At 64.0% G+C, this 13,395-nt stretch carries 11 protein-coding genes; 8 read left to right on the top strand and 3 right to left on the bottom strand.

The window, feature by feature from the left end; all coding sequences use genetic code 11:
• Window positions 1–158 precede the first annotated feature (158 nt).
• From MOV74_RS16345 to MOV74_RS16370, 6 genes are all read left to right on the top strand, one after another.
• Window positions 159–1,178 carry an ABC transporter substrate-binding protein gene (locus MOV74_RS16345; RefSeq protein WP_246924254.1) on the top strand — a complete coding sequence of 340 codons (1,020 nt, stop codon included), beginning with the start codon at window positions 159–161 and terminating at the stop codon, window positions 1,176–1,178.
• Window positions 1,178–1,939, top strand: a complete 762-nt coding sequence (locus MOV74_RS16350) for an ABC transporter ATP-binding protein (protein WP_246924259.1) — start codon at window positions 1,178–1,180, stop codon at window positions 1,937–1,939. Before MOV74_RS16345 ends, MOV74_RS16350 begins: the two co-directional genes overlap by 1 nt.
• Window positions 1,940–1,949: 10 nt before the next feature.
• Window positions 1,950–2,810, top strand: a complete 861-nt coding sequence (locus MOV74_RS16355) for an ABC transporter permease (protein WP_246924262.1) — start codon at window positions 1,950–1,952, stop codon at window positions 2,808–2,810.
• Window positions 2,807–4,546 carry an L-arabinonate dehydratase gene (gene araD, locus MOV74_RS16360; protein WP_246924266.1) on the top strand — a complete coding sequence of 580 codons (1,740 nt, stop codon included), beginning with the start codon at window positions 2,807–2,809 and terminating at the stop codon, window positions 4,544–4,546. Before MOV74_RS16355 ends, araD begins: the two co-directional genes overlap by 4 nt.
• 104 nt (window positions 4,547–4,650) lie before the next feature.
• A complete protein-coding gene (locus tag MOV74_RS16365; protein ID WP_246924271.1) occupies window positions 4,651–5,370 on the top strand; it encodes a ribonuclease activity regulator RraA in 720 nt (239 codons plus the stop codon).
• Between the two features lie 74 nt (window positions 5,371–5,444).
• On the top strand, window positions 5,445–6,536 hold the full coding sequence (locus tag MOV74_RS16370; protein WP_246924275.1) for an SMP-30/gluconolactonase/LRE family protein: 1,092 nt from the start codon (window positions 5,445–5,447) through the stop codon (window positions 6,534–6,536).
• 127 nt (window positions 6,537–6,663) lie between these two features.
• Here the strand turns inward: MOV74_RS16370 and MOV74_RS16375 are convergent, their stop codons facing one another.
• Window positions 6,664–8,769, bottom strand: a complete 2,106-nt coding sequence (locus tag MOV74_RS16375; RefSeq protein ID WP_246924295.1) for a S9 family peptidase — start codon at window positions 8,767–8,769, stop codon at window positions 6,664–6,666.
• A 251-nt stretch (window positions 8,770–9,020) separates the two neighbouring features.
• Here MOV74_RS16375 and MOV74_RS16380 point away from each other — a divergent pair, with 251 nt between their 5' ends.
• Window positions 9,021–10,457 (top strand): MBOAT family protein, encoded by a 1,437-nt coding sequence (locus tag MOV74_RS16380; RefSeq protein ID WP_246924278.1) that lies wholly within the window; start codon window positions 9,021–9,023, stop codon window positions 10,455–10,457.
• The gene (locus MOV74_RS16385) at window positions 10,457–11,572 is read left to right on the top strand and encodes a hypothetical protein (RefSeq protein WP_246924283.1); all 1,116 of its coding nucleotides are present in this window, start codon (window positions 10,457–10,459) and stop codon (window positions 11,570–11,572) included. The genes MOV74_RS16380 and MOV74_RS16385 overlap by 1 nt, the downstream gene beginning before the upstream one ends.
• Window positions 11,573–11,652: 80 nt before the next feature.
• On the opposite strand, the gene MOV74_RS16390 is transcribed toward MOV74_RS16385, so the two are convergent.
• Together MOV74_RS16390 and MOV74_RS16395 are read right to left on the bottom strand one after the other, a co-directional pair.
• Window positions 11,653–12,840, bottom strand: a complete 1,188-nt coding sequence (locus tag MOV74_RS16390) for an alanine--glyoxylate aminotransferase family protein (protein ID WP_246924288.1) — start codon at window positions 12,838–12,840, stop codon at window positions 11,653–11,655.
• Between the two features lie 100 nt (window positions 12,841–12,940).
• The coding region (locus MOV74_RS16395; protein WP_246924292.1) for a thermonuclease family protein at window positions 12,941–13,395 on the bottom strand (455 nt) is incomplete at its 5' end.

Genomic DNA, 13,395 nt, shown 5'->3' on the forward strand with positions numbered 1-13,395 from the left:
GGCCGCGGTCGAGCCGGGCGGCCGGTCGTGCTGCCGCGCGCGGCGCGGGGTGGGGTGATTCCATCGCGGGTCCTGCGGGCTTGCCTTTGATGCACTAATATATTAGTGCATCAGTAGCGTCAACGCAGCTCGACGATGACCGGAGGAAACACACAACAATGATCACGCATCTTCGCAGCAAGCTTGCGGCTGCCGTCCTGATCGCCGCAACCGTCCTGGCGGCAAATGCCGCGCACGCCCAGCAGAAATCCGAGATCGCGCTGTCGCGCCAGCCCGGCATTTTCTACATGCCGAGCCATATCATGGAGAAGCTGAAGCTGATCGAGAAGCATGCAGCTTCCCTCGGCGTCGCCGGCGTCACCACCAAATGGATCACCTTCTCCGGCGGCGGCGCGCAGACCGACGCGCTGCTCGCGGGCGGCGTCGACATCCTCAACACCGGCACCGGCAACCTCCTTCTGCTGTGGGATCGCACCCGCGGCGGCGTGAAGGGCATCGTCGCGACCTCGGCGCAGCCGATGACGCTGATCAGCCGCGACGCCAACATCAAGTCGATCAAGGACTTCGGCCCCTCCGACAAGATCGCGGTGCCGACCGTGAAAGTCTCGACCCAGGCGATCGTGCTCCAGATCGCAGCTGCCGAGGCGTTCGGCGCTGACCAATGGTCGAAGCTCGATGCCAACACCGTGCAGCTCGGCCATCCCGACGCCTATGCGGCGCTGTCCAACCCCAAGCACGAGGTGCACAGCCACTTCTCGATCCCGCCCTTCACCTTCCTGGAGCTGAAGAACGTACCGGGCGCGCATATCGTGCTGTCATCGCCGGACGTGATGGGCGGACCGCTCAGCCAGGCCCAGTTCTTCACCACGACGAAGTTTGCCGAAGCCAATCCAAAGATCATCCAGGCCGTGCGCGACGCCACCAAGGAAGCGCAGGATCTTATTCGTAGCGACACCAAGCAGGCGGTCGAGATCTACAAGGAGATCACCGGCGACAAGACCTCGGTCGAGGAGCTGCTCGATCTCCTCAAGGAGCCCGGCATGATGGAGTGGAATCTCGAGCCGCAGGGCACGATGAAGTTCGCGGCACATCTGTTCAAGACCGGCACGCTGAAGAACCAGCCCAAGGCGTGGACCGATTATTATCTGCCCGTCGCCCACGATCTGAAGGGCAACTGATGACTCTGCTCGACGTCAGCGGCGTGACGCTGCGCTACAAGACCTCCAGCGCCGTCGTCACCGCCACGGAGAGGGTGAGCTTCACCGTCGACAAGTCCGACCGCTTCGTGCTGCTCGGTCCCTCCGGCTGCGGCAAGTCGACCCTGCTCAAGGCCGTCGGCGGCTACATGAGCCCGAGCGAAGGCCGCATGACGATCGGCGGTCGCGAGATCCACGGTCCCGGCGCCGATCGCATGATGATCTTCCAGGAGTTCGACCAGCTCCTGCCCTGGAAGAGCGTGCTCGCCAACGTGATGTTCCCGCTGCTGACCGCGCGAAAGCTGTCGCGCAAGGACGCGGAAGCGAAGGCGCGGGCCTATATCGAGAAGGTTGGTCTCACGCGCGTGGTCGACGCCTATCCGCACACGCTGTCGGGCGGCATGAAGCAGCGCGTCGCGATCGCGCGCGGCATGGCGATGGAGCCTGATATCCTGCTGATGGACGAGCCGTTCGCCGCGCTCGACGCGCTGACGCGCCGGACCTGCCAGGACGAGCTGCTCCAGCTCTGGAGCGAGACCAAGTTCACGGTGCTGTTCGTGACCCATTCGATCGCGGAAGCGATCCGCATCGGCAACCGCATCCTGTTGCTGTCGCCGCATCCCGGCCGCGTCAAGGCCGAGGTGGTCGACGTCGACAAGGTCTCGAACGAAGACGGCAGCGCCGGCCGGCTCGAGAAGGAGATCCACGATCTCCTGTTCGCGCAAGAATTGACCGCGCATTGAGGAGCCTCTGATGGGCGAAGCCAAGATATTGCTGCGAGCCGAGCCGGCCGCCGCTTCAGGTGCTGGCGAGGTCGAGCGCAAGCTCAGCGTGGTTGAGCTGTTGTGGAACGACGGCTTCGTCCGCAAGTCCGTCATCATTCTGTTCCTGGCGGCGATCTGGGAAGCCTACGGCGTCGCCCTCGACAATCCGCTGCTGTTCCCGACGCTGCACGACACCGCGATCACGCTGTTCGATCGCGTCAAGGACGGCACCATTCCCATGCGCGCCTGGACGTCGCTGAAGGTGCTGTTCATGGGCTATTCGGCCGGCATCGCGCTGGCCGCGATCTTCACGATTCTCGCCATCTCGACCCGCATCGGCACCGACTTCCTCGAGACCGTGACGGCGATGTTCAACCCGTTGCCGGCGATCGCGCTGCTGCCGCTCGCGCTGATCTGGTTTGGCCTCGGCAATGGCAGCCTCGTGTTCGTGCTGATCCATTCGGTGCTGTGGCCGGTCGCGCTCAACACCCATTCCGGCTTCAAGAGCGTGTCCAACACGCTGCGCATGGTCGGCCGCAATTACGGCCTGCGCGGCTTGCCTTATGTGGCCAAAATATTAATCCCCGCCGCCTTCGGCTCCATCCTCACCGGTCTCAAGATTGGCTGGGCCTTTGCCTGGCGTACGCTGATCGCGGCCGAGCTGGTGTTCGGCGTGTCCTCGGGCCAGGGTGGGCTCGGCTGGTTCATCTTCGAGAACCGCAATCTGCTCGACATACCTGCGGTCTTCGCAGGCCTCTTGACGGTGATCATCATCGGGCTCTTTGTCGAGAACCTGATCTTCCGCGCCATCGAGCGGAACACCGTGCAGAAATGGGGCACCCAATCATGACTAAGAAGAAAATCACGCCCGACCAGCTCCGCAGCGCGCGCTGGTTCGCGCCCGACGATCTGCGCTCGTTCGGCCACCGCTCCCGCACCATGCAGATGGGCTACGCTCCGGAGGAGTGGAAGGACCGCCCGATCATTGCGATCCTCAATACCTGGTCGGACGCACAGCCCTGCCACATGCACTTCAAGTCGCGCGTCGACGACGTCAAGCGCGGCATTCTGATGGCCGGCGGCTTTCCGATCGAACTGCCCGCGCTGTCGCTGTCGGAATCGCTGCTCAAGCCCACCACCATGCTCTATCGCAATCTGCTGGCGATGGACGCCGAGGAATTGCTGCGCAGCCATCCCGTCGACGGCGTGGTGCTGATGGGCGGTTGCGACAAGACCACGCCGGCGCTGCTGCTGGGTGCGACCTCGATGAACATCCCGGCGATCTATCTGCCGGCAGGCCCGATGCTGCGCGGCAATTGGAAAGGCAAGACGCTCGGCTCCGGCTCCGACGGATGGAAATACTGGGACGAGCGCCGCGCCGGAAAGATCTCCGACAAGGACTGGCTCGACATCGAGGCCGGCATCGCCCGCAGCTACGGCACCTGCATGACCATGGGTACCGCCTCGACCATGACTGCGATTGCCGAAGCGATCGGCATGACGCTGCCGGGCGCCTCCTCAATTCCCGCCGCCGACGCCAACCACATCCGCATGGCCTCCGAATGCGGCCGCCGCATCGTCGAGATGGTGTGGGAGGATCTGACGCCGAAGACGATTCAGACTCGCAAGGCCTTCGAGAACGCCATTGCGGTCGCGATGGCGATGGGCTGCTCGACCAACGCGATCATTCACCTGATCGCGCAGGCTCGCCGCGCCGGCCAGGACATCGGGCTCGACGATTTCGAGATTGCGAGCCGCAAGGTGCCCGTGATCGCCAACGTCCGTCCCAGCGGCGATGCCTATCTGATGGAGGACTTCTTCTATGCCGGCGGCCTGCCGGCGCTGATGGGCCAGATCAAGCCGCATCTGCATCTCGATTGCATCACCGTCACCGGCAAGACGATGGGCGAGAACATCGAGGGCGCCGAGGTGCACAATGCCGACGTGATCCGCGGCGTTGACAATCCCATCTACAAGGAGGGCGCGCTCGCCGTGCTCAAGGGCAATCTCGCGCCCGACGGCTGCGTCATCAAGCCCTCCGCCTGCGCGCCGCGCTTCCTCAAGCACACCGGTCCGGCGCTGGTGTTCGACGATTATCCCTCGATGAAGAAGGCGGTCGACGATCCCAACCTCGACGTCACCGAGGATCATATCCTGATCCTGCGCAATGCGGGGCCGCAGGGCGGGCCGGGCATGCCGGAATGGGGCATGCTGCCGATCCCGACCAAGCTCGTGAAGCAGGGCGTGCGCGACATGGTGCGCCTCTCGGACGCGCGCATGAGCGGTACCAGCTATGGCGCCTGCATCCTGCACGTTTCGCCCGAGTCCTACATCGGCGGCCCATTGGCCCTGGTGCAGAACGGCGACCGCATCACCCTCGATGTCGCCGCCCGCACCATCAATCTCGACGTGAGCGAAGCCGAGCTCGACAAGCGCCGTGCCGCCTGGAAGCAGCCCGAGCGCCGCTTCGAGCGCGGCTATGGCTGGATGTTCACCAAGCACATCAAGCAGGCCAATGACGGCTGTGACTTCGACTTCCTCGAGACCGATTTCGGCGCGCCGATCGGCGAGCCTTCGATTTATTGATTTCACCGTCGTTCCGGGGCGCGCAGCGAACCCGGAACCTCGAGATTCCGGGTTCGATGCTTCGCATCGCCCCGGAATGACGACCTAACGAGAGAGCTCAACCTATGACCAAACTCAGCGAAGCCACCCGCACCAAGCTCAAATCCGTCTCCACCGCCACGGTCGCCACCGCTTTGTTCAAGCGCGGCCTGCGCGTCCAGATGATCCAGGACGTGCACCCCCTGGGCGCCGACCAGCCGACCATGGTCGGCGAGGCCTTCACGCTGCGCTACATGCCGGCGCGCGAGGATCTCAACACGATAGAGGTCTTCAAAGACCGCTCGCACCCGCAGCGCAAGGCGGTCGAAGATTGCCCGCCGGGCGCCGTACTGGTGATGGATAGCCGAAAGGATGCGCGCGCGGCGTCCGCAGGCGCGATCCTGGTGACGCGGCTGATGAAGCGCGGCGTCGCCGGCGTCGTCACCGACGGCGGCTTCCGCGATTCCGCCGAGATCGCCAAGCTCGGCATCCCCGCCTATCACCATCGCCCCTCGGCGCCCACCAATCTCACGCTGCACCAGGCCATCGAGATCAACGTCCCGATCGGCTGCGGCGACGCGCCGGTGTTTCCCGGCGACGTCATCCTTGGCGATGCCGACGGCGTCATCGTGATCCCCGCGCATCTCGCCGACGAGATCGCCAACGAAACCTTCGAGATGACCGCATTCGAGGACTTCGTCACCGAGGAAGTCGGCAAGGGTCGCGGCATCTTCGGTCTCTATCCCGCGACCGATCCGCAGACGCTGACCGACTTTGCCGAATGGCGGAAGAAGAACGGCCGCTAAGACCGAGAGCAGATCACGTCAAGACACAGGCCGGCCATCAAGTGCCGGCCTTTTATCAAGCAGGGAGGACCTTTATGAATTTCACGCGACGTAATCTCGTGGCCGGCGCTGGCGCAGCAATGGCATCCACGCTTCTTGCCCGCGCTGCCGGCGCGCAGTCGTTTCCGTTCACGCCCAACCAGCGCTATCCCGATCCCGCCGTCCAGATCCTTGATCCCAGCTTTGCAAAATACCGGCTCTATTCCTCGACGGTCGAGCAAGTCGCTTCAGGCATGCGCTGGGCCGAAGGCCCCGCTTATTTCCCCGAAGGCGGCTATTTGCTGTTCTCCGACATCCCCAACAACCGGATCATGAAGTTCGACGAGAAGACCGGGCAGACCAGCGTGTTCCGCGCCAATGCCAATTACGCCAACGGCAATGCCAGGGATCGCCAGGGCCGCCTCGTCACCTGCGAGCATTCCGTCACCCGTCGCATCACCCGCACCGAGAAAGACGGCAAGATCACCGTGCTCGCCGACAAGTTCGAGGGCAAGCGGCTGAACGCGCCGAACGACATCGTGGTGAAGTCCGACGACAGTATCTGGTTCACCGATCCGCTGTTCGGCATCAATGGCGAGTGGGAGGGCAAGAAGGAAAAGGCCGAGCAGGCCACCACCAACGTCTATCGCATCGCCAAGGACGGCAAGATCAGCGCGGTCCTCACCGACCTCGTCAATCCCAATGGTCTCGCCTTCTCGCCGGACGAGAAGAAGCTCTATGTCGTCGAGTGGAAGGGCACGCCCAACCGCAGCATCTGGAGCTACAATGTCGGCGACGATGGCTCGCTTAGCGGCAAGACCAAGCTGATCGACGCCGCCGACCAGGGTTCGCTCGACGGTTTCCGCGTCGACCGCGACGGCAATCTCTGGTGCGGCTGGGGCTCCAACGGCGCGCTGCAATCCGAGCCCACCGATATTGGCGGCCGCAAGGTGTTCCAGCTCAAGGCCAAGTCCGAAGATCTCGACGGCGTGATGGTGTTCAACGCGGACGGCAAGCCGCTCGCCTTCATCAAGCTGCCCGAGCGCTGCGCCAATCTCTGCTTCGGCGGCCCCAAGAACAACAGGCTGTATATGGCGAGCAGCCATTCGGTGTATGCGCTGTATGTCGAGGCGCACGGCGCGGTGTGAGTCGCCACGAGTCGGGCTGCCGTAGGGTGGGCAAAGGCGCATTTGCGCCGTGCCCACCTTCTGTTCGAAACGGCATGAGACCGTGGGCACGCTTCGCTTTGCCCACCCTACGCGTTTGCGGCTGTCGCTACACCCCGGCCTCCGCCATTCCCGCAGCCCACAGCGCAAACGCGTACACGATCGCGACTTCATCCAGCCGATCGAACCGCCCCGACGCCCCGCCATGGCCGGCGCCCATGTTGGTACGCAAGAGGACCGGGCCGCCGCCGCTCATGGTGGCGCGCAGGCGTGCGATCCATTTGGCGGGCTCCCAGTAAGTGACCCGCGGATCAGTAAGCCCGCCCATCGCCAGGATCGCCGGATATTCCTTCGCGGCGACATTGTCGTAGGGCGAGTAGGAGAGGATCGTTCGAAAATCCTTTTCGCTCTCGATCGGGTTGCCCCATTCCGGCCATTCCGGCGGCGTCAGCGGCAGCGTGTCGTCGAGCATGGTGTTGAGCACGTCGACGAAGGGCACTTCTGCGACGATGCCGGCGAAAAGCTCGCCGGCACGGTTGGCGACCGCGCCCATCAGCATGCCGCCGGCCGAGCCGCCATGGCCGACGATGCGCCTGGCGCTGGTGTATTTCGCAGCGATCAACGCCTGCGCGCTGGCCGAGAAATCGTCGAACGAATTCGTCTTCTTCTCGCGCTTGCCGTCGAGATACCAGCCCCAGCCCTTGTCGGCGCCGCCGCGGATATGAGCGACAGCGTAGACGAAACCGCGGTCGACCAGCGACAGGCGGTTGGCGCTGAAGGAGGCCGGCATCGCCATGCCGTAGGAGCCGTAGCCGTACAGCAGCAGCGGCGCCGAGCCGTCGAGCGTCAGCCCGCGGCGATGGAGGATCGACACCGGCACCTCGGCGCCGTCATGCGCCTTCGCCATGATGCGCGTCGTGACGTAATCGGCGGCGTTGTGGCCGGACGGGATCTCCTGGCGCTTGCGCAAGGTGCGCGTGCGCTTGACCATGTCGTAATCATAGACCTCCGACGGTGTCGTCATCGACGAATAGGCGAAGCGCAAATTCGTCGTCTCGAATTCGTAGGAGCCCATCGTATCCAGCGAATAGGCCGCCTCGTCGAAGGCGATGGCGTGCTCCTCGCTCGAGGCGAGATCACGGATCACGATCGACGGCAGCGCGTTGGCGCGCTCCAGCCGCACCAGATGGCCGGCATAGAGATCGAGGTCGATGATGTAGATGCCCGGACGATACGGGATCAGATCGCGCCAGTTCTTGCGCTCGGGCGAAGAAAGCGGCGCGGTGACGATCTTGAAGTCTATGGCCTCATCCGCATTGGTGAGGATGAAGAGCTGATCGCCGCGATCGGCCAGCGAATATTGCACGCCTTCCTCGCGCGCCGCGACGAGGCGCGGGGGCGCCGCGGGATTGGCGAGGTCGATCAGCCGTTGCTCGCTTGTCTCGTGATCGCCGCCCGCGATCACACAGAAGCGGCCGCTGGTGCTCTCGTGCAGATGGGTGAACCAGCCGGCATCCTGCTCTTCATAAACCAGCGTGTCGTCGGCCTGCCTGGTGCCGAGCCTGTGCCGCCACACCTGCATCGGCCGGTGGTTGTCGTCGAGCTTCACATAGAAGAAGCTCTTGCAATCCGCGGCCCAGACGACGCCGCCGTCGGTCTCCTCGACGAGGTCGTCGAAATCCTTGCCCGTGGCCCAGTCGCGCACGCGGATCGAAAAATATTCGGAGCCCTTGGTGTCGGCGCTCCAGGCCTGGAGCTTGTGATCGTGCGAGTGCCGGCTACCGCCGAATTTGAAATATTTGTGGTCCTTGGCGAGCGCGTCGCCGTCGAGCACGATATCGCCGTCGCCGCCCTCGCGCGGCATGCGGCCGAACAGCTCGTGCTGTCCGCCCTCGCGAAACCTGCGGAAATAGGCGAAGGGACCGTCAGGCGAGGGCACGCTGGAATCGTCCTCCTTGATGCGCCCGCGCATCTCCCGCACCAGCGTCTTCTGCAGGCCGGCGGTGTGGCCGAGCAGGCTCTCGGTGTAGACGTTCTCCTCGTCGAGATATTTGCGGATGTCGGGATCGAGCACCGCGGGATCGCGCAGCACCTCCTGCCATTTCGCGTCCTTCAACCAGGCATAGTCGTCGGTCACATTGATCCCGTGCCGCGTGAAGGAATGCGGCCGGCGCGGGGCGACGGGGGGCTGGGAAGGTGTCTTGGCTTGTGTCACTCGATCCTCATTCGTCTCACCGAAACTCATCTCGTCATGCGCGGGCTTGACCCGCGCATCCATCAAAGACGAATCCTTTAGCGATGGATTGCCGGAACAAGCCCGGCAATGACGGCCGTCGAAGGCAGCGGGTCGCCCATAATATGGCGACAGGTCCCCCGAATTGCCAGCGCGCCCGCGCCAAGTCGCCGGGTTGTTGACCGGCCCCGTGTATGCTTTACGGACCATGTCCCCGCCGCCGGTCCAGCCTGATGCTGTTCAATTCCTATCCGTTCATCCTGCTGTTCCTGCCCCTCGTGCTGGCCGGCTATTTCTGGCTCGGGCGGCGCAGCAATCTGACGCCGGTGATCTGGCTGGCGCTGGCCTCGCTCGCCTTCTACGCCATCGGCAGCTGGCAGTTCGTGGCCCTGTTGCTGCTGTCGATCGCCTTCAACTACGGCGTCGGTCATCTCCTGATCGTGGCGAAGCTCGGCCCGTCGCAACGAAAGGCGGTGCTCGCGCTTGGCGTCGCCGGCGATCTCATCGTGCTCGGCATCTTCAAATATGCCGGCTTCGTCACCGAGAACGTCAACGCGCTGTTCGGCACGCATGCCGCGGTCCACATCCTGCTGCCGGTCGGCATCTCCTTCTACACCTTCACCCAGATCGCATTTCTGGTGGATGCATATCGCGGCCAGGTCGCGGCTTACGCGCTGCCGCACTACGCGCTGTTCGTGACTTATTTTCCGCATCTGATCGCAGGACCCATCCTCCACCACAAGGACATGATCCCGCAATTCGAGCGGAAGGACGCCAAGCATCCGGACGCGCATTTGATCCTGTGCGGCGTCATCATCTTCGCCATCGGCCTGTTCAAGAAGACCTGCCTTGCCGACGGCATCCAGCCGCTGGTCGCGCTCGCCTTCGAGGCGCGCTCGCCGAGCTTCGATCAGGCCTGGCTGGGGGCGCTCGCCTACACGTTCCAGCTCTATTTCGACTTCTCCGGCTATTCCGACATGGCGATCGGGATATCGCTGATGTTCGGCATCTTCCTGCCCGTCAACTTCAACTCGCCCTACAAGGCCACGAGCATCGTCGAGTTCTGGCGCCGCTGGCACATGACGCTGTCGCAATTCCTGCGCGATTATCTCTATATCTCGCTCGGGGGTAACAGGCGCGGCCGCGTGCTGCGCTATGTCAATTTGATGATCACGATGCTGCTCGGCGGGCTCTGGCACGGCGCGGCCTGGACTTTTGTCGTTTGGGGTGCGCTGCACGGCGCCTATCTCTGTGTCAATCACGCCTTCAATGCGCTGGTGCCGGCCATTCCATCTGTTCTCGCGCGCCCGGTCCGCATCGCCGGAGCAGCGCTGACCTTCCTGGCCGTGGTCGTCGCCTGGGTGTTCTTCCGCGCCGAGAGCGTTGCGTGGGCGCTGCGGGTTCTCCATGCCATGGCTGATCCCTCGAATATCGTGTTCGGCCGCGAGGAGATCGCGGCGCTGGTGCTGGTCTCCATCTATGCTGCGCTGGTGTGGCTGGCGCCGAACACGCAAGAGCTCATGGGATATGACCACGGCAACCGCAGGGTCGGCGAGGCCTTGCGGGCAGGGCGCATGCGGCCGCTGGTCCTCTATGCGGCGTCGCTGGTGCTCGCATTCGGACTGCTCGGCATCCAGAGCCACAGCGAATTCATCTATTTCCGCTTCTGATGCAGGGCACGTTCACACAGCTGAGGCGTCTTCTGCTCGCCAGCATCGCTTGCGTGCTGGGCGCGGCTTTGCTCACCTACGTCGTCGATCCCTTGCAACTGTTCCGCCCCTCGCGTCTTGCTGCTTTCTATTCCGACGACACGCGCGTCCAGAATGCCGGACTGATCCGCAGCCATTCGTTCGACACCGCTTTCATGGGCACCTCGCTCGCGATCCATTTCCGCCAGAGCGACATCGATCGCGCGCTTCGCGTGCACTCGCTCAAGCTGGCGATGACCGGCTCCAATTCCCGCCAGCAGGCTTTCGTGCTGGAGCAGGCGATCGACCGCGGCGCCCGGCGCGTGATCTGGGCGATGGACGATTTCATCTTCGTCGATGCCACCGACATCGAGACCGATCCCTATCTGTCCATCGATCTCTATCGGGGGACAGCCAAGGGGATCGCGTCCTATCTGTTCAGCGCCGCGATGGCGAAGGAATCCCTGTTCGCATTGCTGCGCTCGGTTCCGCCGCTGCGAGCGCCGCTGACGCGGGCGGCGCCTTATCTCCCCATCAAGTTTGCGCTTTCCGATGTCGACGACATCTATGCGTTGGCCAGGGATTTCGACGTCGCGAACGGCTACAACGCCAAGCGGACGCTCGCGGCCTTTACCTACATCACCGCTCCCACGCGCAGCCGCTTTCTCGGTGAAGGCTACGGCTATGACGCCATGGTCAGTCACTTCGAGCGCGATGCCGTCGGCCTGATCACGCGCCATCCCGACGTGACCTTCGACATCTATTTCCCGCCTTATTCGATCCTGCAATTCGTCGCGATGCGCGATGCCTCGCCTGCGACGCTGAAGATCGTCACCGATCTCACGGCGCACATCGCCAGGCGCCTGACGCAGCTTCCCAACGTGCGTCTGTACGATTTCCGCGCGATCAAGGAAGTAACGCACGACCTCAACAATTACGGTGATGTCATCCACCACTCGCCGGTGGTGGATGCGATGGTGCTGCAGTGGCTGGCGAACGGGGAATATCGGGTCGATCCGAACGCGCCGACCGCATCGCTGGATGAGCTGACGGCCCAGGTCGAGGCGTATCGGGTGCCGCGACAGGCGCTGCCGTAGCCCGCATGAGCGAAGCGATATGCGGGGGCTCGCAAGATCCCGGGTGTCGCTTCGCTCACCCGGGCTACGACAGCCGAGGCCTACGCCGCCACCTCTTCCCCGAGATACGCGACCGCCGCCTCAAGTCCGCCCTTGCCGTGCGGGATCTTCAGCGCGTTGAGCCCGATCTCGATCACCCCGAGCGTGCCGAGCAGCATCGGCGCATTGACGTGGCCCATATGGGCAATGCGGAAGGCTTGGCCCGAGAGATCGCCGATGCCGGTGCCGAGCACGACGCCGCATTTGTCCTTGCAATAGCGTTGCAGCACCGCGGGGTCGTGGCCGTTGCTCATCGTCACCGTGGTCACGGTGTTGGAGCGCTCGCTGGCTTCCGCGACGTTGAAGCCGAGCACCTGGCCTTCCGACCATGCGGCAACGGCGCGGCGCGCAGCTTCGCCGAGCAGGCTGTGGCGGCGGAAGGCGTTCTCCAGGCCTTCCTCGTGCAAGAGGTCGATCGCCTGGCGCAGCGCGAACAACAGATGCACCGGCGCGGTGCCGGCATATTTGCGATAATTCTCCGTGCCCTCGCGTTCGCTCCAGCTCCAATAGGGCGTCGACATGTTCGCCTTCTTGTGCACCTCGAGCGCACGCGCATTGGCGGCGACGAAGCCGAGGCCGGGCGGCGTCATCAGGCCTTTCTGCGAGCCGGACATCGCGACATCGATGCCCCATTTGTCCATCTCGAACGGCATGCAGCCGAGCGAAGCCACGGTGTCGACCATGTACAGCGCGGGATGGCCGGCCGCCTTGATCGCCTTGCCGATCGCCTCAATGTCGTTCTGCACGCCTGACGCCGTGTCGACCTGGACGACGACGACGGCCTTGATGGTGTGCTCCTTGTCGCGGCGCAGGCGCTCCTCGACCTCGTGCGGCCGCACCGCGCGGCGCCAGTCGCCCTTGAGCACCTCGACCTCGGCGCCCATCAGCGCTGCCGCATTGCCCCAGCCAATCGCGAAGCGGCCGCTCTCCAGCACCAGCACCTTGTCGCCACGCGACAGCACGTTGCTGAGCGCCGCTTCCCAGGCGCCATGACCGTTGGCAATGTAGATGTAGGATTTGCCTTTGGTCGCAAACAGCTTCGAAATATCCGCGAGCAGGCTCTCGGTCAGATCGAGCATCTGCTTGGAATAGATGTCGATCGCCGGACGGTGCATCGCCCGCAGCACCTCGTCGGGCATGTTGGTGGGCCCGGGGATGGCCAGAAACTCCCGGCCCGCGCGAACGGTCATTGCTGTCAATCCTTGTGTCGTGGAGACGGTGGAAGGTTGATGATTTATGTTTCTACGCGTTGGAGGCGCTCAGGAAAAGCACGGAAAACGCAGGTCTGGGTTATCGTTTGGTCTCGCGGCAGCCGGCGGCTTCCGCCTCCTCGACCGAGCAGAACCAGCGGGTACCCTTGCTGATCTTCATCTTGATCTGGGTGTACCAGCGGCTGGTCGGCTGGTGAAAGATGCACTCGCCGGCGCTGTTGACGTTGCCCTTGATGGTGCAATCCGGGGAGGGCGCGACCGGCCCCGAGGCCGAGGCCAGCAGCACCGCATGCGCGCCGTCGGGTGGCTTGGTCGCGCCGAGGATGGTGGTCTTCTTGTTGCGGACGCGCCAGTCCCAGGGCGCGATGAAGGCGCCCTGCCACATCCCGGCTTTTGCCTCACGCGCGGCGGCCTCGTCGGGCTCGTAGTCCTTGGAGATGCGGGTGTAGGCCAGCGCCCAGCCGCTTCGCACCAGCCATTTCTGGATGTCCTCGCCGCCGACCTCGCAGCGCGCCACGGTGCGGCCGCGCCGGT

Source organism: Bradyrhizobium sp. SHOUNA76 (assembly GCF_023006445.1).
GTDB lineage: Bacteria > Pseudomonadota > Alphaproteobacteria > Rhizobiales > Xanthobacteraceae > Bradyrhizobium.